This is a genomic window from Hydrogenophaga laconesensis (assembly GCF_031457235.1).
Lineage (GTDB): Bacteria > Pseudomonadota > Gammaproteobacteria > Burkholderiales > Burkholderiaceae_C > Hydrogenophaga > Hydrogenophaga laconesensis.
This window is the reverse complement of the sequence record NZ_JAVDWE010000003.1, coordinates 296,920-320,932: the sequence shown is the minus strand read 5'-3', so window position 1 is coordinate 320,932 and position 24,013 is coordinate 296,920. Positions and strand designations below refer to the sequence as shown.

Annotated in this window: 22 protein-coding genes; 12 read left to right on the top strand and 10 right to left on the bottom strand. The window is 66.1% G+C overall.

The features are described 5' to 3' along the window. Positions 1-14 precede the first annotated feature (14 nt). Entirely contained in the window at positions 15-1,178 is a 1,164-nt protein-coding gene (locus J2X09_RS08190; protein WP_204732236.1) for a JmjC domain-containing protein, read from the bottom strand. Positions 1,179-1,192: 14 nt separating this feature from the next. On the opposite strand from J2X09_RS08190, the gene J2X09_RS08185 reads away from it, so the two are divergent. Then, positions 1,193-1,744, top strand: coding sequence for an FKBP-type peptidyl-prolyl cis-trans isomerase (locus J2X09_RS08185; RefSeq protein WP_204732237.1), 552 nt, complete (start codon positions 1,193-1,195; stop codon positions 1,742-1,744). A 15-nt stretch (positions 1,745-1,759) separates the two neighbouring features. Here the strand turns inward: J2X09_RS08185 and dut are convergent, their stop codons facing one another. Continuing rightward, on the bottom strand, positions 1,760-2,209 hold the full coding sequence (dut, locus tag J2X09_RS08180; RefSeq protein WP_204732238.1) for a dUTP diphosphatase: 450 nt from the start codon (positions 2,207-2,209) through the stop codon (positions 1,760-1,762). A 215-nt stretch (positions 2,210-2,424) separates the two neighbouring features. Here dut and J2X09_RS08175 point away from each other — a divergent pair, with 215 nt between their 5' ends. From J2X09_RS08175 to J2X09_RS08165, 3 genes are read left to right on the top strand one after another with little or no spacing between them, the layout of a single operon-like run. Further along, entirely contained in the window at positions 2,425-2,964 is a 540-nt protein-coding gene (locus J2X09_RS08175) for a TRAP transporter small permease subunit (protein WP_204732239.1), read from the top strand. 39 nt (positions 2,965-3,003) lie between these two features. Further along, positions 3,004-4,518, top strand: coding sequence for a TRAP transporter large permease (locus tag J2X09_RS08170; protein ID WP_204732240.1), 1,515 nt, complete (start codon positions 3,004-3,006; stop codon positions 4,516-4,518). Then, positions 4,515-4,982: a hypothetical protein gene (locus tag J2X09_RS08165; protein ID WP_204732241.1), complete on the top strand. Its 468-nt coding sequence runs from the start codon at positions 4,515-4,517 to the stop codon at positions 4,980-4,982. Before J2X09_RS08170 ends, J2X09_RS08165 begins: the two co-directional genes overlap by 4 nt. Before the next feature lie 79 nt (positions 4,983-5,061). Here J2X09_RS08165 and J2X09_RS08160 read toward each other — a convergent pair whose 3' ends face one another. The 4 genes from J2X09_RS08160 to J2X09_RS08145 all read right to left on the bottom strand — a co-directional run bounded on the left by J2X09_RS08160 (position 5,062) and on the right by J2X09_RS08145 (position 9,453). Continuing rightward, positions 5,062-6,141, bottom strand: coding sequence for a TRAP transporter substrate-binding protein (locus tag J2X09_RS08160; protein WP_204732242.1), 1,080 nt, complete (start codon positions 6,139-6,141; stop codon positions 5,062-5,064). 202 nt (positions 6,142-6,343) lie between these two features. After that, the gene (gene dxs, locus J2X09_RS08155) at positions 6,344-8,242 is read right to left on the bottom strand and encodes a 1-deoxy-D-xylulose-5-phosphate synthase (RefSeq protein ID WP_204732526.1); all 1,899 of its coding nucleotides are present in this window, start codon (positions 8,240-8,242) and stop codon (positions 6,344-6,346) included. 45 nt (positions 8,243-8,287) lie between these two features. Then, positions 8,288-9,199: a polyprenyl synthetase family protein gene (locus tag J2X09_RS08150; protein ID WP_374726487.1), complete on the bottom strand. Its 912-nt coding sequence runs from the start codon at positions 9,197-9,199 to the stop codon at positions 8,288-8,290. Then, positions 9,196-9,453, bottom strand: coding sequence for an exodeoxyribonuclease VII small subunit (locus J2X09_RS08145; RefSeq protein WP_204732243.1), 258 nt, complete (start codon positions 9,451-9,453; stop codon positions 9,196-9,198). The genes J2X09_RS08150 and J2X09_RS08145 overlap by 4 nt, the downstream gene beginning before the upstream one ends. A 297-nt stretch (positions 9,454-9,750) precedes the next feature. Between J2X09_RS08145 and J2X09_RS08140 the strand changes: the two genes are divergently transcribed. Genes J2X09_RS08140 through J2X09_RS08125 form a run of 4 tightly spaced genes read left to right on the top strand, consistent with a single transcriptional unit; the run spans position 9,751 to position 15,317 of the window. Continuing rightward, positions 9,751-10,899, top strand: a complete 1,149-nt coding sequence (locus J2X09_RS08140; RefSeq protein ID WP_204732244.1) for an aromatic ring-hydroxylating oxygenase subunit alpha — start codon at positions 9,751-9,753, stop codon at positions 10,897-10,899. A 49-nt stretch (positions 10,900-10,948) separates the two neighbouring features. Then, on the top strand, positions 10,949-11,839 hold the full coding sequence (locus tag J2X09_RS08135; protein ID WP_204732245.1) for a DMT family transporter: 891 nt from the start codon (positions 10,949-10,951) through the stop codon (positions 11,837-11,839). Positions 11,840-11,864: 25 nt separating this feature from the next. Beyond that, the gene (locus tag J2X09_RS08130; protein ID WP_204732246.1) at positions 11,865-12,722 is read left to right on the top strand and encodes a sulfurtransferase; all 858 of its coding nucleotides are present in this window, start codon (positions 11,865-11,867) and stop codon (positions 12,720-12,722) included. A gap of 24 nt (positions 12,723-12,746) precedes the next feature. After that, positions 12,747-15,317: a PAS domain S-box protein gene (locus J2X09_RS08125; protein WP_204732247.1), complete on the top strand. Its 2,571-nt coding sequence runs from the start codon at positions 12,747-12,749 to the stop codon at positions 15,315-15,317. 150 nt (positions 15,318-15,467) lie between these two features. On the opposite strand, the gene J2X09_RS08120 is transcribed toward J2X09_RS08125, so the two are convergent. From J2X09_RS08120 to polA, 3 genes are all read right to left on the bottom strand, one after another. Then, positions 15,468-16,301: a ZIP family metal transporter gene (locus J2X09_RS08120; RefSeq protein WP_204732248.1), complete on the bottom strand. Its 834-nt coding sequence runs from the start codon at positions 16,299-16,301 to the stop codon at positions 15,468-15,470. A 63-nt stretch (positions 16,302-16,364) separates the two neighbouring features. Next, positions 16,365-17,264, bottom strand: coding sequence for a dienelactone hydrolase family protein (locus J2X09_RS08115; RefSeq protein WP_204732249.1), 900 nt, complete (start codon positions 17,262-17,264; stop codon positions 16,365-16,367). A 150-nt stretch (positions 17,265-17,414) separates the two neighbouring features. Continuing rightward, the gene (gene polA / locus J2X09_RS08110; protein ID WP_204732250.1) at positions 17,415-20,243 is read right to left on the bottom strand and encodes a DNA polymerase I; all 2,829 of its coding nucleotides are present in this window, start codon (positions 20,241-20,243) and stop codon (positions 17,415-17,417) included. A 115-nt stretch (positions 20,244-20,358) separates the two neighbouring features. On the opposite strand from polA, the gene J2X09_RS08105 reads away from it, so the two are divergent. Genes J2X09_RS08105 through J2X09_RS08095 form a run of 3 tightly spaced genes read left to right on the top strand, consistent with a single transcriptional unit; the run spans position 20,359 to position 22,498 of the window. Continuing rightward, the gene (locus J2X09_RS08105) at positions 20,359-20,688 is read left to right on the top strand and encodes a hypothetical protein (protein ID WP_204732251.1); all 330 of its coding nucleotides are present in this window, start codon (positions 20,359-20,361) and stop codon (positions 20,686-20,688) included. A gap of 11 nt (positions 20,689-20,699) precedes the next feature. Continuing rightward, entirely contained in the window at positions 20,700-21,707 is a 1,008-nt protein-coding gene (locus J2X09_RS08100) for a homoserine kinase (RefSeq protein WP_204732252.1), read from the top strand. A gap of 14 nt (positions 21,708-21,721) precedes the next feature. Further along, entirely contained in the window at positions 21,722-22,498 is a 777-nt protein-coding gene (locus tag J2X09_RS08095; RefSeq protein ID WP_204732253.1) for a BPSS1780 family membrane protein, read from the top strand. Here the strand turns inward: J2X09_RS08095 and rarD are convergent. Continuing rightward, positions 22,473-23,384: an EamA family transporter RarD gene (gene rarD / locus J2X09_RS08090; protein ID WP_204732254.1), complete on the bottom strand. Its 912-nt coding sequence runs from the start codon at positions 23,382-23,384 to the stop codon at positions 22,473-22,475. The genes J2X09_RS08095 and rarD overlap by 26 nt on opposite strands. A 90-nt stretch (positions 23,385-23,474) precedes the next feature. Here rarD and J2X09_RS08085 point away from each other — a divergent pair, with 90 nt between their 5' ends. Continuing rightward, on the top strand, positions 23,475-23,954 hold the full coding sequence (locus tag J2X09_RS08085; protein ID WP_204732255.1) for an Lrp/AsnC family transcriptional regulator: 480 nt from the start codon (positions 23,475-23,477) through the stop codon (positions 23,952-23,954). Positions 23,955-24,013 lie beyond the last annotated feature (59 nt).

Genomic DNA, 24,013 nt, shown 5'->3' with positions numbered 1-24,013 from the left:
GAGGCGGGCCGGGATCAGCCGGGCACCATGCGATGCAGCCAACCGGCATCAAACCAGTCCTGCAACAAGGCCTGCGCACCCGCGCTGGCGCGCAGAACCTGCCGCTCATCCAGCCTGCGTCGGTCAGCCAGCTCCTGCATGAGCCGCGCGTCCGCGCCACCAGCCCGAAAACTCTCGCCATTGATGAAAATGTGGCGTTCGTCGTACATCATGCGCGTGCGCCGGTCCAGCCGCAAGGCGCCAGGCAACCAGTCGACCTCGGGCTCGTCGAACCAGATGCGCGGCTTGGGTTCGGTCATGACTTCGCCCAGGGCACAAGCGAGCGACTGGCGCTCGGCCAGCAGGCGCTGCAAGGCGTCGACCGCGAAGGCTTCCAGAGCGGCGGGCATGGCGGCGGGATGGGCGGTGGCGGGTTGCGACGGATCGCGAAAGAGCGTGTCGTCGTCGAGCTCATCGGCCATGCGCTGCAACAGTTCGCCAGCCAGGCCCCCGCGCTGCGGTGCGCGAAAACCGATGGAATACGTGGAGCAGTCGGCGCCCACCGCGTCGCCATCGTGCGCCCAGCGCGGCGGCAGGTAGAGCATGTCGCCAGGGTTGAGCAGGTGTTCCTCCTCGGGCTCGAAGTGGCTGAGGATCTTCAGCGGCACATCCGGCTGCAGCGAAAGATCCTTCTGCCGTCCGATGCGCCAGCGCCGCTGGCCCGTGGCCTGCAGCAGAAACACATCGTAGCTGTCGAAGTGCGGGCCCACGCCACCGCTGTCGCTGGCCCAGGAGATCATGAGGTCGTCGAGCCGCGCGTCGGGCACAAAGCGGAAGCGCTGCAAAAGTTCATGTGCAGCGTCCAGGTGCTGGTCCACGCCCTGAACCAGAAGGGTCCAGCCAGCCTGCTTGAGCGGGGGCAATTGCGTGCGCGCCAGCGGCCCGTGCTTCAACGTCCAGCCGTTGGGTTTGCGTACGATGAGCCTGGATTCGACCGCCTCTTCGGCCGCCATGCCGAACAGCTGCTGCCGGCTGAGCAAGGGAGCGAACCCGGGTATCGCGTTGCGGATGAGCAGCGGCTTCTTCTGCCAGTGCCGGCGCATGAACTGCGCCGGGGAGAGGCCACCGAGCAGATGGCAGGGGACATCGGGCGCGGGCGCCGACAAAGCGGGGGGGCTGGAAGGAAAAGCAGGGGGCATGGGACAATTGTCGGATGAAAATCAACCAACAATGCGTGGTGGCGCTGACCTGGACCCTCAAGGACACGCTGGGAGAGGAGCTCGATGTGCTCGACGAGCCCGTCGAGTTCCTGGTGGGTGGCAGCGACCTCCTGGCCAAGATCGAGGAAGCCTTGCTGAACCATTCGGCCGGCGACACGATCGAGCTGCATCTTGAACCGGCCGACGCCTTCGGCGACTACGACGACCGCCTGCTGTTCCTGGAGCCGCGCCACCTCTTCCCCGACGAACTCGAGGAAGGCATGGGCTTCGAGGGTCTGCCACCCGGCAGCAACCCTTCCGCGCCCAAGGACCGCCTGTATTTCGTCAGCGATATCTACCCTGAGCACGTGGTGCTCGACGGCAACCATCCCCTGGCCGGTATCGCGCTGCGCATCCGCCTGAAAGTGCACTCGGTGCGTGAAGCCGAGGAAAACGAGGTCGGCAAGGGCACGCTGGGCACAGGCTTTTTCCGCATGCAGGTGGACGCCCCTGATGAGTTGCAAGGCCCGGGCATCACGCCGCCCGGTCCCCGCACGCTGCACTGAAAGCAGCAGGCCGGCTCAGCCCCGGCCGGTCGAGCCGTATCCCCCCGCGCCGCGCTCGCTGGCGGTCGCGAAGTCGTCCACGATATTGAACTCCGCCTGCACGACAGGCACGATGACCATCTGCGCAATGCGCTCCATTGGCTCGATGGAGAAGGCCACGTCGCTGCGGTTCCAGGCGCTCACCATGAGCTGCCCCTGGTAGTCGCTGTCGATCAGGCCGACCAGATTGCCCAGCACGATGCCGTGCTTGTGCCCCAACCCCGAGCGCGGCAGGATCATGGCGGCGTAGCCGGGGTCGCCGAGATGGATCGCGAGGCCGGTCGGCACGAGTTGCCAGGCATTCGGCGCCAGAACAAGCGGCGCATCTAGACAGGCTCGCAGATCAAGGCCGGCGCTGCCGGGCGTGGCGTAGCGGGGCAGTTGATCGGCCATGCGGGGATCGAGGACGCGGACATCCAGTTTCATGCGGTATTTCCAGGCGAAAGGTAAGAAATGGGCAGGCGGCATTGTCGCCGCTGTCGCACACACGACCCAGAGCCAGCGGGATGTAAGGGAAACCCACTAGGCTTCCGGCTCCCGTTTCTGTCGCTCCCACGGCCCACTCCCCAGGCCCGGCAGTTAACATCGCTTCTCTGTCCCGATGGGCGCATTCGCGCCGATCCTCATCCCTCTCAATCCCCATGTCCAACCTGCTCAAACTGGCCCAGGCGGTCGACTGGATCGCCGAGCGCCTGTCCCGGATCGCCGCGTGGGCAGTCTTGCTGGCGGCGCTGATTTCCGCCGGCAACGCCTTCATCCGCTACGGTCTCGACATCAGTTCCAACGCCTGGCTCGAGATCCAGTGGTACCTCTTCGGCACCATCGTGATGCTCGGGGCCCCCCTCGTCCTCAAGCTCAATGAACACGTGCGCGTGGACATCTTCTACGGTCGCCTGCCCGGCAAAGGTCCGGTGTGGGTCGACCTCTTCGGCCTCGTGTTCTTCCTGCTGCCGGTGATGGGTTTGCTGACCTGGCTCACCTGGCCGTTCTTCTGGAACATGTACGTCACCAAGGAGATGTCGGGCAACATCGGCGGCCTCATCCGCTGGCCGGCGGCTTTGCTGCTGCCTCTGGGATTCGGTGCGATGTTCGTCCAGGGACTCGCTGAAATCGTCAAGCGTGTGGCCTACCTGCGTGGCATCTACCAGATGGACACGCATTACGAGAAGCCGGTGCAATAAGCCCGACGCAGAACCACCGACCTCTCAGGACGTACCAGAATGCAAATGGAAAACTTCGCGCCGATCATGTTCACGGGGCTGATCGTGATCATGCTGATCGGCTTCCCAGTGGCCTTCTCACTGGCCGCGCTGGGTCTCTTCTGCGGTTTCTTCGCCATCGAAATGGGCTGGTTCCCGGTCAACTTCATGGCCAACCTGCCCATCAACATGTTCGGCATCCTGTCGAACGACCTGCTGCTCGCCATTCCATTCTTCACCTTCATGGGGGCGGTACTCGAGAAATGCGGTCTGGCCGAAGACATGCTGGACTCGATGGGCCAGCTCTTCGGCCCCGTGCGCGGCGGCCTGGGCTACTCGGTCATCATCGTGGGGTTCATCCTCGGTGCCATCACGGGCACCGTGGCTGGTCAGGTGATCGCCATGGCGATGATCTCGCTGCCCATCATGATGCGCTACGGCTACAACATGCGGTACGCCACGGGCGTGCTGGCCGCCTCGGGCACGATCACGCAGCTGGTGCCGCCCTCGCTGGTGCTGATCATCATGGCGGACCAGCTCGGTCGCTCGGTGGGTGACATGTACAAGGGCGCCTGGGGCCCCGCGATCCTGCAGGTGCTGATCTTCGCGGCTTACACCTTCCTGCTGGGCCGCGTGCGTCCGCAGATGGTGCCGGGCCTGCCGACATCGGCGCGCACCCTGCACGGCTGGGCGCTCTGGCGCAAGTGCCTGCGCGGCATCATCCCCTCGGCCATCCTGATCTTCGCGGTGCTCGGCTCCATGGGCGGTCTGCCTTTCATGGACCACGCCATCGCAACGCCGACCGAAGCCGGTGCCATGGGGGCGGTGGGCTCGCTGGTGCTGGCCGCCCTGCACAAGCGCCTGAACTGGACGCTGCTCTGGAACGCCATGCACGGCACGATGCGGCTGACCGCCATGGTGGTCTTCATCCTGATCGGCTCGCGCGTGTTCTCGCTGGTCTTCCAGGGGGTCGATGGGGCGATCTGGATCGAGCACCTGCTCAGCGACCTGCCAGGTGGCCAAGTCGGTTTCCTGATCGTGGTGAACATCTTCATCTTCTTCCTGGCGTTCTTCCTCGACTTCTTCGAGATCGCGTTCATCATCTTGCCGCTGCTCGGCCCGGTGGCGCACAAGCTGGGCATCGACCTGGTGTGGTTCGGCGTGCTGCTGTGCGTGAACATGCAGACCAGCTTCATGCACCCGCCCTTCGGCTTCGCGCTGTTCTACCTGCGCGGCATCGCGGACACCCTGTTCAAGGAGAAGCGCATCACCAAGCCGGTCAAGTCGGCCGACATCTACATGGGCGCCATTCCCTGGGTGGTGATGCAGCTCCTGCTCGTGGCCATCGTCATCTTCTTCCCTCAGACGGTGACCGTGTTCCTCGACAAGGAAGTCGAAGTCGACCTCGACAAGGTGCAGCTGGAGATGCCAGCCGATGAAGAAAGCAGCAGCGACATCAATATGGAGAACCCCTTCGGCAACCAGCCTGAAGCGCCCGCAGCGCCTGCCGAAGGTGCCGAGCGCCCGGCACAATGACGGAGCCCGCCACCCGCGAGTGCCCCGCCTACCCGTTTTCCCTGCGGGTGATCGCGGTGGCGCTCGTGGCCGCGCTGGCCTTTTACGCATGGCGCGCGCTGCCCGAGCTCCGCACGGCGCAGTGGTCTTTCGCTGGCGGGGCCACATTGGTGCTGGCCGCCGTGCTCATCGCCTGGGTGGCGTGGTGGATCGTCTTCAGCCGCACCCGCCTGGAAGGCGATGAGATAGTCCAGACCTGGCTGTGGGACAAGCGCGTGAAAGCGCAAGACGTCGCTTCGTTCAAGCTGGTCTACCTGCGCTCCCTGCAGGCCGTCGTCTCGCCCCGCCTGCTGGTGCGGCGGCGCTTGGGAGGCATCACCTGGTTTCATGCGGCTGACGCCGAACTCCTGATGGCGTTTGCCGCTCAGGTGGTGGACCATCAGGGCAATCTGGCCCGTTCGCCAGCCTCCGCGTCCGCTGCGTGATACGAAGAAAACCCCCAGAAAAAAAAGCCCGCCGATACCGACGGGCTTTTTGTTGGGGCAGAAACGTCCGAGGAGACGCTTACAGTTTCTGTTGCTGCATGAAACGGTCGAAGGTGCCTTCCGTGAAGCGGAACCAGGCGTTCTGGTCGGCCAGGAACTTGGCGTAGTCTTCGTAGACTTTCTTCCACTCGGGGTTGCTCTTGCTCAGATCGGAATAGATCTGGCGTGCCGACTTGAAGGCGGCGTTCATCACGTCCTGCGTGAACGGTCGCAGCTTGGTGCCCGAACCCACCATCTGCTTGAGAGCCGTGGGATTGAGTCCGTCGTACTTGGCCAGCATGGACACGTGGGCGTGCGAAGCGGCCGCCTCCACCACGGCCTTGTACTCCGCAGGCAACGCACCCCAGGCCTTGCTGTTGATGTAGAAGTCCAGCTGCGGGCCACCTTCCCACCAGCCAGGGTAGTAATAGAACGGCGCAATCTTGTTGAAGCCCAGTTTCTGGTCGTCGTACGGGCCGACCCACTCGAGCGCATCGATCGTGCCCTTTTCCAGCGCGGGATACAGGTCCGCACCCGGAATGGACTGCGGCACCACACCAAAGGGTTCCAGCACCTTGCCCGCGAAGGGGTTGGTGCGGAATTTCAGGCCCTTGAGATCGGCCACCGACTTGATTTCCTTGCGGAACCAGCCACCCATCTGGGCACCGGTGTTGCCGCCGGGCAGGTTGATGATGTTGTACTTGGCGTAGAAATCGCGCATCAGCTTGAGGCCGTTGCCCTGGTACATCCAGGCGGTCATCTGGCGGGCGTTCATGCCAAAGGGCACGGCGCAACCCAGGCAGAACGTCGGATCCTTGCCGTAGAAGTAGTAAGGCGCGGTGTGGGCCATTTCCACGGCTTCGGTCTGCACACCGTCGACCACGCCGAAGGCGGGCATCAGCTCACCACCTGCGTGCACGGAAATCTGGAACTTGCCGCTGGTCATTTCGCTGACCTTCTTGGCAAACACCTCGGCGGTACCAAAGATGGTGTCCAGCGACTTGGGGAAGCTGGAAGCCAGGCGCCAGCGGATGGCGGCCTGCGCGTGAACGGCAGGCGCTGCGCCTGCGGCAAGCACCCCAGCGATACCCGCGTGCTTGATGAGAGAACGACGATCCATCTTGATTGACTCCACGTTGAAAGTTTGAGCCACCCCGGAGGCTGTACGGCACAGCCTCGACGGGATGGATGACATGGATTGTAGGAAGACCGCCCCCCCTGTCTCCTTGCGGGTTTTCCCTCGAAGCGGGCGCTTTCACACCGGCAACGCGGCAAATTGCGCAGCCGCGCGCAAGCTGTGCATCACTGCCTGGCGCTGGCGCTCAGGCAACGACCTTGAGGCCTGCCGCTCCGCCCTCGAGCAGATCGCCGAAACGTTGCTGGATCGAACGCGTAATGCCCTCGGCATCCAGGCCTTCCATGGCCAGCAGCCGCGCCGGATCGCCATGTTCGATGAACTCATCCCGCAGGCCGAGCTGCAGCACCGGCAGGGTCAGGCCCTCGGCCTGCAGGGCCTCAAGCACGGCCGCGCCCGCGCCCCCCTGGATACAACCCTCCTCGACCGTCACGAGCGCGTCGTGCGTGCGCGCCATCTCGAACAGCAGCTCGGCGTCGAGCGGCTTGACCCAGCGCATGTTGGCCACGCTGGCCCCCAGCTTCTCGCCGGCCACCAGCGAGGGCTGGAGCAAGGTGCCGAAAGCCAGGATGGCGACACCGCGGCCCTTGCGGCGCAGCTCGCCCCGGCCGAAAGGCAGGCCTTCGAGCCCCGCAGGCTGTTCCACACCCGCACCTGCACCGCGCGGATAGCGGACCGCCACCGGCTGGTTCTGCGCGAAGGCGGTGCTGAGCAGTTGCCGGCACTCGGCTTCATCGGCCGGGCATGCCACTGCCATGTTGGGAATGCAGCGCAGGTAGGCGATGTCGTAGGCACCGGCATGCGTGGCCCCGTCGGCGCCGACGAGCCCGGCACGGTCGAGCGCGAACACCACTGGCAGGTTCTGCAGCGCCACATCGTGGATGAGCTGGTCGTACGCGCGCTGCAGGAAAGTGGAATAGATCGCCACCACCGGCTTGAGCCCTTCACAGGCCAGGCCGGCCGCGAAGGTCACGGCGTGCTGCTCGGCGATGCCCACGTCGAAATAGCGATCGGGGAACCGGCGTTCGAACTCGACCATGCCCGAGCCCTCTCGCATCGCGGGCGTGATGCCGACCAGTCGGGCATCGGCCTCGGCCATGTCGCACAGCCATTTGCCGAACACCTGGGTGAAGGTGGTCCTGGGCGGTGTGGTCGGCTTGGTGAGGCCCACCGCGGGGTCGAAGGTGCCCGGGCCGTGGTAGGCCACGGGGTCTGCCTCGGCGAGCTTGTAGCCCTGGCCCTTCCTGGTGACCACATGCAGGAACTGCGGACCGCTGTCGGTGTCGAGCAGGTGGCGGATGTTCTCCAGCGTCGGGATGAGCGACTCCAGATCGTGCCCGTCGATCGGGCCGATGTAGTTGAAGCCGAATTTCTCGAACAGCGTCGCCGGCACGACCATGCCCTTGGCGTGTTCCTCGAAACGCTTGGCCAGCTCGAACAGCGGCGGGGCACCTTTGAGCACCTGCTTGCCCACGTTCTTGGCAGCGGCATAGAACTGCCCGCTCATGAGCTGGGCGAGGTAGCGGTTGAGCGCACCCACGGGCGGTGAGATCGACATGTCGTTGTCATTGAGCACTACCAGCAGGCGGCCATCGGCCACCCCGGCGTTGTTCAGCGCCTCGAAGGCCATGCCCGCCGTCATCGCACCGTCACCGATGATGGCGATGGATTTGCGCTCTTCCCCCTTGAGCTTGGACGCGAGTGCCATGCCGAGCGCGGCCGAGATGCTGGTGGACGAGTGCGCCGTGCCGAAGGTGTCGTACTCGCTCTCGCTGCGACGCGGGAAGCCACTGATGCCGCCGAACTGCCGCAACGTGCCCATCTGGTCTCGCCGGCCGGTGAGGATCTTGTGCGGGTAGGTCTGGTGGCCCACGTCCCAGACCAGGCGGTCTTCAGGTGTGTTGAAGACATGGTGCAGCGCCACCGTGAGCTCCACGGTGCCGAGGTTGGAGCTGAGGTGGCCGCCCGTGCGGGCCACGCTGGCCAGGAGGAAGGCCCGCAGTTCATCGGCCAGTTGCGGTAGCTGCGAGCGCGAGAGGCGCCGCAGGTCGGCCGGAGAATCGATGGTCGACAGCAGGGAACTCATGGGCGTTGGCGCTTGTGTCATGGAAATCGACTTCTCTTCAAGGCGTCAGGACGCACGCCGTCCCACCCAGTCGGCCAGGGCGTGCAGGGTGTCAGCATGGTCGAGGCCGGAGCGGCGAAGGGTGTCGTGGGCCTGGGCCAGCACGCGATCGGCATAGGCCTGCGCCTGGGCCAGACCCATCAGGGAAACGAAAGTGGGCTTGTCGGCCGCCGCGTCCTTGCCGGCGGTCTTGCCCAGGGTGGCAGAGTCGGCCGTCACATCGAGGATGTCGTCCACCACCTGGAAGGCCAGGCCCACGCACGCGCCGTACTCGGCGAGCAAGGCCAGTGTCTGCGGCGATGCCGAGCCAGTGGCCGCGCCCATCGTCACGCTGGCCTGCAGCAGGGCGCCGGTCTTGCGGCGGTGCATGGCTTCCAGCGAGGGCTGGTCGAGCGCGACTCCCACGCTGGCCAGGTCGACAGCCTGCCCGCCGGCCATGCCATCGGCCCCAGCCGCCAGGGCCAGCAGGCGGCACAGGCGCGCGCTCATGGCATCGCTCATGCTGCCATCGCCAGGCACCAGCAGCTCGAAGGCCAGGGCCTGCAGTGCATCGCCCGCCAGCAGGGCCTGCGCCTGTCCAAAACGCACGTGCACCGTGGGCTTGCCCCGGCGCAGCACGTCGTTGTCCATGCAGGGCATGTCATCGTGCACCAGCGAATAGGCGTGGATCAGTTCGACCGCACAGGCCGCCCGCATGGCCGCGGCAGCATGGCCGCCGACGGCTTCGCTGGTGGCCAGCACCAGCAGTGGGCGCAGGCGTTTTCCACCGTCCAGCACGGCATACTGCATGGCATCGCCCAGGCCCGCAGGGGCATTGGCAGGCACCCAGCGTTCCAGCGCGCGCTCCACGGCGTCTTGCCGCGCCTGGCGCCAGGCCACGAAATCGTTGGTATCGGAAAGCGAAAGCACGGCGTTCAAGCAGAGTCCCAGGGTTTGAGCGCGCCGCCTTCGAGCACCTTGATCTGGTTTTCCACGTCTTCCAGCCGCGAACGGCAGAACGCGAGCAGCTCAGCACCCCGTTGGTAGTGCGCGAGCAACTGGTCCAGCGGCAGTTGCCCGGCATCGAGCTGAGCCACCAGTTGCTCCAGTTCTTCCAGCGCCGCCTCGTAGCTGGCTGGCGGAGGAGAGGGTGGGGCCGCGCGGGATGCACGGGGAGAGGGAGGTGTGGGCATGGTTCAGTGTATGAGGCCTTTTTGCATACCGCGGACTGGCTTCGCCGCGGGTGAGCGGGCGGCATCGGCCTGCCCGGAGAGGTGCTGAAAAAGGCCTTTTGAAACCGGCATTTTATGCCCGGCAGGGGTATTGCCCCCCGGGGTACAATTCGCGTTCTTTTTTTCTCCCACTCTTCTTCACTACGGACAGCTCCTGTCCGGAGGGACGCACCACCCACCCATCCCGCGCGAATTCGTCTGACGAGCACAGCGCTTACCCTGCCCCTTCATAGGGGGAGTCTCTAGGTCAGGACCACCATGTCTGATTTAAGTCTTCAACTGCAGCAGGCCGCAAGCCAACTTCCGGTTTCCAGCTACTTCAGCGAGGCGCTGTTCCAGCGCGAAAAGGAAACACTCTTCCAGCGCGGGCCCCGGTATGTGGGGCACCAACTTTCGGTTCCCAATGTCGGGGACTACCACGCCTTGCCGCAGGAAGCCGGGGGCCGCGCGCTCGTGCGCACGGACAAGGGCGTGGAACTCGTGTCCAACGTGTGCCGCCACCGCCAGGCGGTGATGCTCAAGGGCCGTGGCAACCTGGGCGAGACCCGCACCGGGCACGCCGGCGGCAACATCGTATGCCCCCTGCACCGCTGGACCTACAGTGGCACGCACGGCGAGCAGGCGGGACGCCTGCTCGGGGCGCCGCACTTCGAGCAGGACCCCTGCCTCAACCTCAACAACTACGCGCTGCGCGAGTGGAACGGGCTCCTCTTCGAGGACAACGGTCGCGACGTGCAGGCAGACCTCTCGAACATGGGACCGCGTGCGGCGCTCGACTTCGAGGGCATGGTGCTCGACCACGTGGAGTTGCACGAGTGCAACTACAACTGGAAGACTTTCATCGAGGTCTACCTGGAGGACTACCACGTCGCCCCGTTCCATCCTGGTCTGGGTGGATTCGTCACGTGTGAAGACCTGCGCTGGGAATTCAAGCGCGAGTACTCGGTGCAGACCGTCGGCCCCGCCAACCTCATGGGCAATGCGGGCAGCCCGGTGTATCAACGCTGGCACGAGCAACTGATGAACTACCGCCAGGGCAGGATGCCCGAGCACGGTGCCATCTGGCTCACCTACTACCCCCACATCATGGTGGAGTGGTATCCGCATGTGCTCACGGTCTCGACGCTGTACCCCGTCAGCGTGGACAAGACCCTCAACATGGTCGAGTTCTACTACCCCGAGGAAATCGCGGCCTTCGAGCGCGAATTCGTCGAGGCCCAGCGCGCAGCGTACATGGAGACTTGCGTCGAGGACGACGAGATCGCCGAGCGCATGGACGCTGGCCGCAAGGCGCTGCTCGCGCGTGGCGACAACGAAGTCGGCCCCTACCAGAGCCCGATGGAGGACGGCATGCAGCACTTCCACGAGTGGTACCGCCGCCAGATGGCGGACGCCGTCCAGGGTTGACGCCATCCGCCGGCCTGTGCACCACTCTTTCACCACAGGAGCCTGAACCATGCAGGCCCTGTGGATGCTGCTCGCCTCGTTCTTCTTCGCGTCCATGGGCGTGTGCATCAAGTTCGCGTCCAGCCACTTCAACAGCTTCGAGATCGTTTTCTACCGCGGCCTGGTGGGCATGGTGTTCCTGCTCGGCATCGCCAGGGTGCAAGGGGTGTCCATGCGAACCAGCGTGCCCATGATGCATGTCTGGCGCAGCATCGTCGGCACGATCTCACTGACCGCCTGGTTTTTCGCCATCGCCGCGCTGCCCCTGGCCACGGCCATGACGCTCAACTACATGAGCAGCGTGTGGATCGCCGCTTTCCTGCTGGGCGGGTCGGTGTTGATGCAGGGCCGCAATGCGCCGATCCGGCAGCAAGGCCCGCTGTTCCTCACCGTCCTGGCGGGTTTCGCGGGCGTGGCGATGATGCTGCGCCCCACGCTCGCCGACGACCAGGTCGTCGGTGCGCTGGTGGGCCTGCTCTCGGGCATCTTCGCGGCGTTCGCCTACCTCCAGGTGGCCGCACTCTCCAAGGCCGGCGAACCGGAGAGCCGCACGGTGTTCTATTTCTGCGTGGGCGCGGTGCTGGCGGGTGGACTGGGCATGCTGTTCACCGGGGCAAGCCCGTGGCATTGGCCCAGCGCGCTGTGGCTGCTGCCCATCGGCCTGCTGGCGCTCTTCGGCCAGCTCTGCATGACGCGCGCCTACTCACGCGGCGCGACCATGGTGGTGGCCAACCTGCAGTACTTCGGCATCGTGATCGCCGGTGTCTACGGCATCGTCTTCTTCGGTGACCAGTTGCCCCTGGTCGGCTGGCTGGGCATGGCACTGATCATCGCCAGCGGCATTACCGCCACGGTGCTGCGCACGCGCACGGTGCCGAATGCGCCCGCCGAAGAGCATTGACAAGCAACTGCCCCACAATGGACGCATGCACACGACCCTGATCTCCGCCCACGAACTGCAGCAGCTCATCGCCGGGGGCCAGCCCCTGCGCATCCTCGACTGCACCCACGAACTGATGAACCCCGGGGCCGGCCTGGTGCAGTTCGAGACCGAGCACATCCCCGGCTCCATCCACGTGCACCTGGAGCACCATCTGAGCGACAAGGTGGGTACCGACCGCGCCAGCGGCAGCCGCCATCCCCTGCCCTCACGTGCCACCTTCGCCGCCCGAATGGGCGCGCTCGGCCTGGGCAGCCACATGCAGGCCGTCGTGCTCGACCGCCAGGCCATCGCCACCAGTGGCCGCCTGTGGTGGATGCTCAAGTGGTGCGGCCACGACGCTGTGGCCGTGCTCGACGGTGGCCTGGCCGCCTGGAAGGCCGCCGGCGGCGCCGTGGAGAGCGGGCCCGGCGCCACGCCCACGCCAGCCGCCTTCGAGCTGCGCGAACCGCTGGTACACACGGTGTCCACCGCCGAGATTGCGGCTGCGATCGGGCGGCCCGCCATGACCCTCGTCGACGCCCGTGCAGGCGCACGTTTCCGGGGAGAGACCGAACCCCTCGACCCGGTGGCGGGACACATCCCTGGCGCACTCAACCGCCCCTTCAGCGACAACGCCGCGCCCGACGGCCGCTTCAAGCCGGCGGCCGAGTTGCGCGCCGAGTTCGAACGCCTGCTGGCCGGACGAGATCCCTCCACCGTGGTGCACCACTGCGGCAGTGGCGTGAGCGCCGTGCCGAACCTGATCGCCATGGAAATCGCCGGCCTGGGCCGCGCGAAGCTCTACCCGGGCAGCTGGAGCGAGTGGTGCAACACGCCGGGCATGCCCATGGCACAAGGCTGACGCACAGCACGAGCGACCCGGCCGATGCCCTCCCCCTCCGACCGTCCCTTCGAATCCCATCCCCTGGCACCCGCGTCGACAGATCGGCGCAAGCGGGTGCTGGAACTGCTGGCGCTGCTGACCGGGGTGGCCGCGCTCGTGGTGCTGGTCATCGACATGATCTTCGCCGACCCGGGGCAGCGCGAGGCCTGGATCGCAGCCTGCCTGGTCATGGTATCGGTGGTGGCCTACGGCATGGTGCGGTGGAACCGCGTGGAGTACGTGGCGCATCTCGTTGTGCTGGGCACACTGTCCACGGCGGTGATGTCGGTCATCACCTACGGTTCGGTTCGCACGGCGGTCGGCTTCCTGTTCGTCGCCGCCGTCGCGGGTGCGGGTACCTTCCTGGGGCGCACCGCGCTCATCTCCACCGTCGTGGCCAGCGTGACCGCCCTGGGCGTGTTGACGTTCGCCGAAGTGAATGGCTGGCTCAGCGCAACCCCGTATTTCGAGGTCGGCCTGCGCGTCTGGATCACCCATTCGGCCACCGTGATCGTGGTGGGCGTGATGGTGTACCACAGTGGGCGCCAGCTCAGGGAGGCGTTCGAACGCCAGCGAGAAGAGCTCGAACTGCGCAAGAAGACCGAGCAGGAGCGGGACCGCAGCCTGGACCGCTTTGCGCGCATCTTCCACACCAGCCCCAGCCCGATGATCGCGCAGTCGGCCCGCTCGGGAATGGTCCTGGACGTCAACCCCGCTTTCGAACGCTGCTACGGCTACACCCGGTCGCAGGTGCTCGGCCGGCAGGACACGTTCCTGTGGGCGGATGCCCGCAAGCGTGAGGAGTACCTCAGCGCTCTTCTGGCCAACCGGCGCGCCGAGCAATACCCCGCCCGCGGTCTGCGCGCGGACGGCACCACCTTTGACGGACTGGTCTCCAGCGAGATGGGCAACGACCGCGAGGACAAGCTGATCATCACCAGCATCAGCGACGTGAGTGCCCAGAACGAAGTCATGGAGCGGCTGCGCCGGTCGGAAGAGCGTTTCGCCAAGGCGTTCCATTTCAGCCCGCTGAACATGACGATCTCGCGTCTGTCGGATGGTGAGTTCATCGAAGTGAACCGCGCAGAAGACCGCGCACAAGGCCTGCGACCGGAAGAAGTCAAGGGCAAGACCTCGGTGCAGATCGGCGCCTGGCTGACCCCGCAGGACCGGGAAGCCTTCGTGGCCCAGCTGCTGCGCGATGGGCATGTCGACGGCTACGAAACGCGCATGCGACACAAGGACGGCTCCCTGGTCGATGCCCGGGTCTGGGCAGAACTGCTGGACCTTGACGGCGAGCCCTGCATCCTGGCCTGCACGGTCAACATCACCGAAGAGAAGCAGCGCGAGGCGCTGCTTCTCAACGTGGCGCGTGGCGTGGCCGCCGAGACCGGCGAGGCCTTCTTCAGCGCGCTCACGCGCCACCTTTGCGAGGCCATCGGATCGGACATGGTGGTGGTGGGGGAGTGCCGCGACGACGGCCGTGTGCGCAGCCTGGCCATCCGGCAGAACGGGCAGGCGCGGCCCAACTTCACCTTCGCCATCGAGGGCACGCCCTGTGCCCGCTCGCTCCAGCAGCAGGACATGCTCATCTGCACCAGCGGGCTGGCCGAGCAGTTTCCGCAAGCCACCAGCCTCATCGAATCGGGCTGTCAGGCCTACCTGGGCAAGGCACTGCGAGACGCCGACGGCACCCCCATCGGCGTGCTATTCGCGCTCTGGCGCAAGCCGGTGGAGCTGCGGCCAGACACTCAAGCCCTGATCGCCATCTTTGCCGGCCGCGCGAACTCGGAGCTGGTGCGCCTGCGCCGCGACCGCGAAATCCAGCGCCTGAACGAAACGCTGGAACAGCGCGTGCGCGAACGCACGGCCGACCTGCAGTTGCTCAATGCCGAGCTGGACTCGTTCGCCTACTCGGTGTCGCACGACCTCAAGTCGCCGCTGCGCGCCATCGACGGCTTCACCCGACTGCTGGAAGAGGAAGTGGGTTCACGCCTGAGCAGCGACGAACGCCAGTTGCTCGACCGCGTGCTGGTTTCCACCCAGCGCATGGGCTCGCTGATCGACGACCTGCTGGCGCTGGCCCGCGTGAGCCAGGGAGTGCTGGAACGCCAGTCGGTCGACCTCAGCGCCGTGGTGCAGGGCATCCTGGCGCAAGAGCAGATCAGGCAGCCGGGCCGATCGATCGACATCCGCGTGACACCCGGGCTGACGGCGCACTGCGACCCGCGTCTGGCGCGCATCGTGCTGGAAAACCTGCTGGCCAATGCGCTGAAGTACAGCCGCACGAAAGAGCGGTCGGTGATCGAGTGGGGTCACCTGCCGCCCGTGGGCAGCGAACCCACGATGTTCTTCGTGAAGGACAACGGCGTGGGCTTCGACATGGCCTACGCCGACAAGCTCTTCAAGCCGTTTCAGCGCCTGCACATGCCCAGCGAATTCGAGGGCACCGGTATCGGCCTGGCCACGGTGCGGCGCATCATCGAGCGCCACGGCGGCCAGATCACAGGCGAAGGGCGACCCGGCTCAGGCGCCCGCTTCTGCTTCTCGTTCGGAGAACCTCCCGCAGTCTGAGGCACTGCCCCCGCTCGCCGCGAGTTGCCTTCATCCAGGGGAATCGAGGGTCCGGCTCCGCCGGCCCAAGATGCCGTTCCCCCTCAAAGCGCCGAAGGCGCGCCACAGAGGGGGGGAAGCCGCAAAGCGGCGCAGGGGGGGTGTTTCGATCTAATGCGCCAGGCCGCTCACCACGGTCACGAGCGCAATACCCACCAGAAGCCATGCCACCTGGGCCGCTGTCGCGGAGAGGCTCAGGCGTTTCTGCAGCTGCGGAATCAGGTCCGCCAGCGCCACATAGACGAAGCTGCTGGAGGCGGCCACGAGGAAATACGGCAGATAGTCCTGCAGTTGCGTCAGCAGGAAGTAACCCACCAGACCGCCCAGCGCCGTGACGGTGCCGGCGAGCGACACCTTGATCAGGGCCGCGCGCGAGTTGCGCGAGGTGTGGCGCAACACCACCAGATCGCCCATGTGGTGCGGCACTTCGTGTGCCAGCACAGCCAGCGAAGCGACGATGCCCAGTTGCATGTCGGCCATGAAGGCCGAGGCGATCAGGATGCCGTCGCCGAAGGCATGCACGCTGTCACCAGCCAACACGGTCCAGCCACCCGACCGCGGCCCGTGGCCGTGCGCATGACCATGGTGGTGATGGGCGTGACCGTGGTGCTTGTGGTGGGCATGGTGGTCCTGCGGCTCGTGGTCGAGCAGCGCTTCCTCTTCCAGACTGTGTTCGTGGCCGTGGTGCCAGAGTTCCGCCTTGTCCAGCAGAAAAAAGAACACCAGCCCACCCAGCAGCAGGGCGAACAGCTCATGCGCCCCGGCGGCGCTCTCGAAGGCTTCGGGCAGCAGGTGCATGAAGGCCGTGGCCATGAGCGCGCCGGCCGCCAGACTGAGCATGTGCTGGGTGTATCGCGCCAGCATCGCCATGCCCAGCAGAGCCGCGAGCCAGACGCTGCCCACGCCGGCCGCGATGGTGCCAAGAAGGATTGCCAACAGGGTCATTTGCTTTGAGCCACGAAAAAAGGCCGCCCGGAGGCGGCCTTCGTTGAACGGGAGGTGGCCCGATCAGGCCACACCGTGCTGTTTGAACCAGGCCAGCGCCCGCTTCCATCCATCCTCGGCGGGCTCCTTGCGGAAGCTCGGCCGGTAGTCGGCGTGGAAGGCGTGCGGCGCGTCCGGGTACACCACGAAGGTCGATGCCTTGGCCGCAGCGTTGCCCGCGGCCAGTGCGGTTTTCATCTTATCAACCGTGTCAAGAGGGATGCCGGTGTCGGCCGCTCCGTACAGGCCCAGCACCGGGCCATGGAGCTTGCCGGCCACATCCACCGGCTGGACGGGGTTGAGCGGGCTGGTATCGCCCACCAGGCGGCCGTACCAGGCCACGCCGGCCTTCACCGCCGGGTTGTGGGCGGTGTACAGCCAGACCTGGCGACCACCCCAGCAAAAACCCGTGATGCCCAGCTTGCTGGCGTCGCCGCCGTTGGCGGCCGCCCACTTCACCGTGGCATCCAGGTCGCGCAGCACCTGCTCGTCCGGCACCTTGGAGATGACTTCCGAGATCAGTTTGGCCATCTCGCCATAGCTCTGGGCATCGCCCTGGCGCACGAACAGTTCCGGGGCGATCGCCAGGTAACCGGCCTTGGCGAAGCGGCGGGCCGTGTCGGCGATGTACTCGTGAACGCCAAAGATCTCGGAGAGCACCAGCACCACCGGCAAGCCGGTCTTGCCAGCCGGTGCAGCGCGGTAGGCCGGCATCTTGAAGCCGTTGACGTCGATCATGACCTCACCCACCGTGAGCCCGTCCGACGGCGTCTTGATGGCCGTCTGCGCCATCAGGGGCAGCGCGGAGGCCGCATATCCCACGCCCAGCGCAGCCTTGAGGGCGGTGCGGCGCGTGGCGCCTTCGGTGGTGGACTGGCCGGGGACCAGGGCCTCCAGATCCCGCACGTACTTTTCTTCGAGCATCGTCGCATCTCCTTTGTGGTGGGTGGAAAAACTACCTGACTTCGTGAACGGACCGAAGTTCAAACCTTCTCGGCCCTAGGCGAACGCTCGGAGACGCCGTGGAGCCGGCTTTGCAGGGCCGCTGACATCGCCCCACCAAGGCGGGGGCGCCTAATGTGCCTGATCCCAGTTCGGACCGACGCCGACTTCGGCGAGCAGCGGAACCCGGAGTGCCGCGACACCGGCCATGAGGTGGGGAATCTCGGACTTCAGCCAGTCCACCTCATCCTCGGGCACCTCGAACACCAGTTCGTCGTGCACCTGCATGATCATCTTCGTGCTGCGCCGCTGCTCGTCGAGCGCGGTCTGCACGGCCACCATGCTGAGCTTGATCAGGTCGGCGGCCGTGCCCTGCATGGGGGCGTTGATGGCCTGCCGCTCCAGCGCCGCCAGCTTCGCGCCCTTGGCGTTCTTGATGTCAGGCAGCACCAGGCGGCGGCCGAACACCGTTTCGATGTAACCCACCTCCTTGGCCCGCTGGCGCGTCTCGTCCATGTAGCGTTTCACGCCCTCGAAGCGCTCGAAATAGCGCGCGATGTAGTTCTTGGCGGCGGTGTTGTCGATGCCCAGCGCCTTGGCCAGGCCAAACGTGCCCATGCCGTAGATCAGGCCGAAGTTGATCACCTTGGCGTAGCGCCGTTGCTCGCTGCTGACCTGTGCGGGCTCCAGGCCGAACACCTCGGCAGCGGTCGCGCGGTGCACGTCCAGGCCATCGTGGAAGGCGCGCAGCAGCGCCGCGTCCTCGCTGATGTGGGCCATGATGCGCAGCTCGATCTGCGAATAGTCGGCACTGGCGATCACATTCCCCGGCGCGGCCACGAAGGCCTCGCGCACGCGCCGTCCTTCCGGTGTGCGGATCGGGATGTTCTGCAGATTGGGGTCGTTGCTGGAAAGCCGTCCTGTCACGGCCACGGCCTGCGCGTAGTGCGTGTGCACGCGGCCCGTGCGCGGCAGCGCCATCTGCGCCAGCTTGTCCGTGTAGGTGCCCTTGAGCTTGGAGAGGCTGCGGTGCTCCAGGATCTTGGCCGGCAGCGGGTAGTCCTCCGCGAGCTTCTCCAGCACCTCCTCGTCGGTGCTGCGCGCGCCCGTGGCGGTCTTCTTGATGACGGGCAGGCCCAGCTTGTCGAAGAAGATCTCGCCGAGCTGCTTGGGGCTGCCGAGATTGAAGGGCTGGCCGGCGATCTCGTAGGCCTCCTGCTCGAGCGCCACGATGCGCTGGCCGAGTTCGTTGCTCTGCCGGCTGAGCGTGGGTGCGTCGATCAGCACGCCGTTGCGCTCGATGCGGTAGAGCGCCTCGCTGCTGGCGATCTCCAGTTCGTAGATGAAGCGCAGCTTCTCATCGGCTTCCAGCTGGGGCCACAGGGCCAGATGCACATCCAGCGTCTGGTCGCTGTCCTCGCAGGAGTACTCGGCGGCCTTCGCCACGTCGACCTGCGCGAAGGGAATCTGGTGCGCGCCCTTGCCGCACAGGTCCTCGTAATTGATGCCCTGGCGGCCCAGGTGGCGCTCGGCCAGGCTGGCCAGGCCGTGGGGCTTGTGCACTTCCAGCACATAGCTCTGCAGCATCGTGTCGTGCGCATAGCCCTTCACCTCGATACCGTGGTTGGCGAACACGTGGCGGTCGTACTTGATGTGCTGGCCGAGTTTGAGCTTCTCCGGGTCTTCCAGCCAGGGTTTGAGCTTGGCCAGCACGTCGTCGAGCGGCAGCTGCTCGGGCGCGTCGGGCCCTGTGTGGCGCAGCGGGATGTAGGCCGCCTCGCCAGGCATCACGCTGAAACTGATGCCCACGATCTCGGCGCGCATCTCGTCGAGCGAAGTGGTTTCCGTGTCCAGTGCCACCAGTCCGGCCGTCTGTAGACGCGCCAGCCAGTCGTCGAACATTGCCCAGGTCAGGATCGTGTCGTACTTCAGGTTGGTCGTGCGCTGCGCACTGCCGCTGAGGTCTGGTTCGTCGAACAGGCCGGGGGCGCCGTCCGCGGGTTTGCCGCCGGCCTTGCCCTGGTGCTCCTTGATCAGCTCCGGCGGCACGTCCTGCTGCGACAGGGACTTCACCAACCCCTTGAAGCCGTAGGTCTCTCCAAACACCTTGAGCGCTTCGGTGTCCTGCCCCAGGATGGCAATGGCTTCCAGGGAGGGCAGGCCGTCGATGTGGTCCTTCAGATCGCAATCGGTCTTGATCGTCAGGAGCTCGCGCCCCCTGGGCAGCCAGTCGAGCGCGTTGCGCAGATTTTCTCCGGCCGCGCCCTTGATCTCACCCGCGCGCGCGACCAGCGCCTCCAGCGAACCGTATTCCGTCAGCCATTTCACCGCCGTCTTCGGCCCGACCTTGGGCACGCCCGGCACGTTGTCCACCTGATCGCCCACCAGCGTCTGGTAGTCCAGCATCAGGCTGGGCGGCACGCCGAACTCCGCCGTCACGCCCGCGATGTCGCGGCGGCGGTCGTTCATGGTGTCGATCACGGTGATGTGCTCATTGACCAGCTGGCTCAGGTCCTTGTCGCCGCTGGAGATGATGCACTCGATCCCTTGCTGTGCCGCCACATGGGCCAGGGTGCCGATCACATCGTCGGCCTCCACACCGGGCACGTCCAGCACCTTCCAGCCCAACAGCTTCACCACCTCGTGGATCGGCGCGATCTGGGCGCGCAGGTCGTCGGGCATGGGCGAGCGGTTGGCCTTGTACTCGGGGTAGAGCGCGTCCCGGAAGGTGGGGCCCTTGGCGTCGAAGACGCAGGCGGCGTAGTCTGCGCGCACATCCTTGCGCAGCTTCTGCATCATGTTGATCATGATGCGGATGGCACCGGTTTTCAGGACCGTGCCATCGGGCAAGGTGGTGCTCATTGCTTCGCCGCCGGCAAAGAAGGCACGGTACAGGTAGCTGGAACCGTCGACCAGCAGCAGGGTGCGGGCGGGAGTGTCTGGATTTTGGGCGTCTGGCATGGGGCGATTGTGGCGGAGATCGCACCCTGTCGCCGCAGGTCCGCGCTCCGTATCCGGTGGTAACCGTCTTCGCCCTTCCGGCGGCGCAGGTGGCCGGCCTTGCCTACAATGCCGCATGAACCCGATCTGCCGCCTTCCCGCCGCCGCACTCGCCCTGGGCCTGTGCCTTGCCCTGCCTGCCCTGGCCCAGGTGGCCCCGGCGGAAACGCCGCGCGACGCGGTCTCTCCACGAGACAACATCGAGCGCATCACGCACGAGGACAAGCTCACCCGCATCGACGAACTGCGCGTGGGCGGCCAGACGCAGAGCATCGAGGTGCAGCCCAAGAACGGCGCACCGGCCTACCAGATCCAGCCCGACAACGGCAACACGGGCGCGGGCGAGACGGGTGGCAGGCGCACCGGCAACGCCGGGCGCAGCAGCTGGCGCATCCTGAACTTCTGATCGCCCGCCACATGGCCGTATACACCGAAGTCGCGTTCGCCGAAGCCGCTGCCCTCCTCCACGACCTCAACCTGGGCGACCTCACCGAGCTCAGGGGCATCCAGGGCGGTATTGAAAACACCAACTATTTCGTGACCAGCGAACGCGAGGGCGCGACGCTGGAGCATGTGCTCACCGTTTTCGAGCGCCTGAGCTTTGAGCAGTTGCCGTTCTACCTGCATCTCATGAAGTTCCTGGCGGGGCGCGGCATCCCTGTGCCGGCACCCGCGGCGAATGCCAAAGGCGAAATCCTGCTGAGCGTGCAGGGCAAGCCCGCCGCCGTGGTGGACAGGCTGCGCGGCAAGAGCGACCTGGCCCCCGGCGTGGCGCAATGCGAGGCGGTCGGCGCCACACTGGCGCGCATGCACCTGGCGGGGCTCGACTTCCCCATGAGCCAGCCCAATCTGCGCGGCCTGCCGTGGTGGAACGAGACGGTGCCGGTGGTGCTCCCCTTTCTCACACCAGCGCAAGCCGACCTGATCCGCGCGGAACTGGCCTACCAGAACCATGTGGCGCAAAGCCCGGCCTATGCGGCACTGCCGCGCGGTCCGGTTCACGCCGACCTGTTCCGCGACAACGCCATGTTCGAGAACGGCGAACTCACCGGCTTCTTCGACTTCTACTTCGCCGGCTGCGACACCTTCCTCTTCGACATTGCCGTCTGCCTCAACGACTGGTGCGTGCTGCACGACCAGGACCACGACGGCTCGCTCGACACCCCACGCTCGCTCGCCCTGCTCACGGCCTACCAGGCGGTGCGCCCGCTCACCGCCGCCGAACGCAGCCTGCTCCCTGCCCTGCTGCGTGCCGGTGCCCTGCGGTTCTGGATTTCCCGCCTCTGGGACCTGCACCTGCCGCGCGAAGCGGCTCTGCTGCAACCGCACGACCCCAGCCATTTCGAGCGTGTGCTGCGCGCGCGCGTGCGCGACACCCACGCCCTGGCCGCCCTGCTGCGCGACGACGCACTGCAGTCCGCCTGAGTTCTCCTGCCAACATGAAACTCCACATCGTTCCCGCCCGCACCGGTTTCCAGTGGGTCAAGCTCGGCGCGAAAACCTTCTTCCGCCAGCCCCTGGCCATGGGCGGCCTGTTCTTCATGTTCATGGCCGCGGTGTCGGTGCTGTCGCTGATTCCGCTGTTGGGCACCCTGATTTCGCTCGCGCTTGTGCCGGCGGCCACGCTCGGCCTCATGGCCGCAAGCCGCGAGGCCGAACAGGGCCGCTTTCCCATGCCCACGCTGCTCGTCACCGCCTTCCGTTCCGGACCGGCAAACACGCGTTCGATCCTCGTCCTCGGTGCGATGTACGCGGCGGCCCTGATGCTGGTGTTCGGCGTCGGTGCGCTGCTCGCGCCCGATGTGCCCGCCATCGAGATGCCCGAAGGTGAGGTGTCCCCCGAGCGGGTGCGGGCCATGTTCAACAACCCGGGGCTGTGGGTCGCGCTGGTGCTGTACGTGCCCGTGCTCATGGCGTTCTGGCACGCGCCCGCGCTGGTGCACTGGTACGGTGTCTCGCCGTTCAAGAGCCTTTTCTTCAGCCTGATGGCCTGCTGGGCCAACAAGGGCGCGATGCTGCTCTACAGCCTGGGCTGGATGGCCGTGATCATGATGGCGGGCGTGGTGATGAACCTGCTGGCGGTGCTGCTTGGCGGCGCTGCCCTGCTCAACATCGTGCTGTATCCCATGGTGCTCCTGCTCGCCGCCATGTTCCACACCTCGATCTGGTTCACGGTGCGCGACAGCTTCGTCACGCAGGAAGATCGCGCGGCCTGACGGCCCGCATCGCCACCGCACCCTCGAACACCAGCAGCAGGATCGCGGCCCAGATGCTGCCGTAGGTGAGCCACTGGCTCTGCGAAATTCGCTCGCCCAGCAGCAGCGACACCGCCACCAGCAACGCTGGTTCCACATAACTCAGCAGCCCGAACAGGCCCAGCGTCAGGCGCTGGCTGGCCGCGATCATGAAGGCCAGCGCCACCGCGCTGAGCATGCCCAGCACAAGGATGCCCAGCACGGGATGCCGCATCGCATGCACCCCCTCCGGCAGCGGCGCGGCAATGAACCAGAGGCCCACCGGCAGGCTGAACGCCATGTCGAACCACATGCCGCCCAGGTGGTTGGTGCGCAGCACACGCCGCAGCGCGAAGTAGCAGGGATAGCCGAACGCCACCACGAAAGCGGGCCACGACACCCGGGGTGCGAACAGCAGTTCGTTGACCACGCCCACCGCGGCCAGCGCGCAGGCCACCAGCTGCAGGCGAGAAATCCGTTCACCAAAGCACAGCCGCCCGGTAAGCACCAACGTGAGCGGCAGCAGGAAGTAGCCCAGCGAGACGTCCAGCCCATGGCCGTGGATGGGTGCCCACATGAACAGCCAGAGCTGCACACCGAGCAGGGCCGACGACAGCAGCAACACCAGCCCCAGGGACGGCCGAGCCCGCAACCGCCGCCCGATGGTGGCCACTTCGTCCCAGCGGCGCGACAGCAGCAGAAACGCGCCCAGGAATGGCGTTGTGAGGAGAATGCGCCAGCCGTAGATGGCGGCGCTGCCCAGCGGCGCCAGCAGCGCGGCCTGGTAGTACATGAGTGCGAACAGCGCCGAAGCGATGACGGAGCAGGCAACGCCGAAGCGCGTGGCAGTGGGGGAAGAGGCGGTCATGGGCATTCGGAAGGATGTGCGTGGAATGTTATTCACGACATCCGAACTGACATTCGATAATCAGGCCTTCCCGCGCAACATCTTTGCATCATGGCAACCACCCCACCCCTGGACAGCTACGACCGCCAGTTGCTGGCGCTGGTGCAGGACGACTGCCGCCTGTCCCAGGCGGAGCTGGGCGCTCGCGTGCACCTCTCCGCTGCGGCGGTCAATCGCCGCCTCAAGCGCCTGAGCGACGACGGCGTGATCGAGCGCTTTTCCGCCCAGGTGCGCCCCGATGCGCTGGGCTACCCGCTCACCATCGTGGTCGAGGTGCAAGTTGAAAACGAGCGCATCGATCTGCTGGACGCGGTCACGCAGTCCTTCCTGCGCTGCCCGTTCGTTCAGCAGTGCTACTACGTGGCGGGCGAATGCGACTTTGTGCTGATCTTCGCGGTGCGTGACATGGACCACTACACCGCGCTCACGCGCGAACTGTTCTATGACAGCCACAACGTGAAGCGGTTCAAGACACTGGTAACCATGGGGCGCCTCAAGACCGGCATGCAGGTGCCCGTGGCCGAGTCCTGAGCGATTCGCCCGTCCACAAGAAAGAAGCCCGGCCAGGCCGGGCTTCTTTCTTCGAGGCG

Coding starts and splice junctions, on each gene's coding strand:
- J2X09_RS08190 (WP_204732236.1), bottom strand. CDS start 1,178: ATGCCCCCTGCTTTTCCTTCCAGCCCCCCCGCTTTGTCGGCGCCCGCG.
- J2X09_RS08185 (WP_204732237.1), top strand. CDS start 1,193: ATGAAAATCAACCAACAATGCGTGGTGGCGCTGACCTGGACCCTCAAG.
- dut (WP_204732238.1), bottom strand. CDS start 2,209: ATGAAACTGGATGTCCGCGTCCTCGATCCCCGCATGGCCGATCAACTG.
- J2X09_RS08175 (WP_204732239.1), top strand. CDS start 2,425: ATGTCCAACCTGCTCAAACTGGCCCAGGCGGTCGACTGGATCGCCGAG.
- J2X09_RS08170 (WP_204732240.1), top strand. CDS start 3,004: ATGCAAATGGAAAACTTCGCGCCGATCATGTTCACGGGGCTGATCGTG.
- J2X09_RS08165 (WP_204732241.1), top strand. CDS start 4,515: ATGACGGAGCCCGCCACCCGCGAGTGCCCCGCCTACCCGTTTTCCCTG.
- J2X09_RS08160 (WP_204732242.1), bottom strand. CDS start 6,141: ATGGATCGTCGTTCTCTCATCAAGCACGCGGGTATCGCTGGGGTGCTT.
- dxs (WP_204732526.1), bottom strand. CDS start 8,242: ATGAGTTCCCTGCTGTCGACCATCGATTCTCCGGCCGACCTGCGGCGC.
- J2X09_RS08145 (WP_204732243.1), bottom strand. CDS start 9,453: ATGCCCACACCTCCCTCTCCCCGTGCATCCCGCGCGGCCCCACCCTCT.
- J2X09_RS08140 (WP_204732244.1), top strand. CDS start 9,751: ATGTCTGATTTAAGTCTTCAACTGCAGCAGGCCGCAAGCCAACTTCCG.
- J2X09_RS08135 (WP_204732245.1), top strand. CDS start 10,949: ATGCAGGCCCTGTGGATGCTGCTCGCCTCGTTCTTCTTCGCGTCCATG.
- J2X09_RS08130 (WP_204732246.1), top strand. CDS start 11,865: ATGCACACGACCCTGATCTCCGCCCACGAACTGCAGCAGCTCATCGCC.
- J2X09_RS08125 (WP_204732247.1), top strand. CDS start 12,747: ATGCCCTCCCCCTCCGACCGTCCCTTCGAATCCCATCCCCTGGCACCC.
- J2X09_RS08120 (WP_204732248.1), bottom strand. CDS start 16,301: ATGACCCTGTTGGCAATCCTTCTTGGCACCATCGCGGCCGGCGTGGGC.
- J2X09_RS08115 (WP_204732249.1), bottom strand. CDS start 17,264: ATGCTCGAAGAAAAGTACGTGCGGGATCTGGAGGCCCTGGTCCCCGGC.
- polA (WP_204732250.1), bottom strand. CDS start 20,243: ATGCCAGACGCCCAAAATCCAGACACTCCCGCCCGCACCCTGCTGCTG.
- J2X09_RS08105 (WP_204732251.1), top strand. CDS start 20,359: ATGAACCCGATCTGCCGCCTTCCCGCCGCCGCACTCGCCCTGGGCCTG.
- J2X09_RS08100 (WP_204732252.1), top strand. CDS start 20,700: ATGGCCGTATACACCGAAGTCGCGTTCGCCGAAGCCGCTGCCCTCCTC.
- J2X09_RS08095 (WP_204732253.1), top strand. CDS start 21,722: ATGAAACTCCACATCGTTCCCGCCCGCACCGGTTTCCAGTGGGTCAAG.
- rarD (WP_204732254.1), bottom strand. CDS start 23,384: ATGACCGCCTCTTCCCCCACTGCCACGCGCTTCGGCGTTGCCTGCTCC.
- J2X09_RS08085 (WP_204732255.1), top strand. CDS start 23,475: ATGGCAACCACCCCACCCCTGGACAGCTACGACCGCCAGTTGCTGGCG.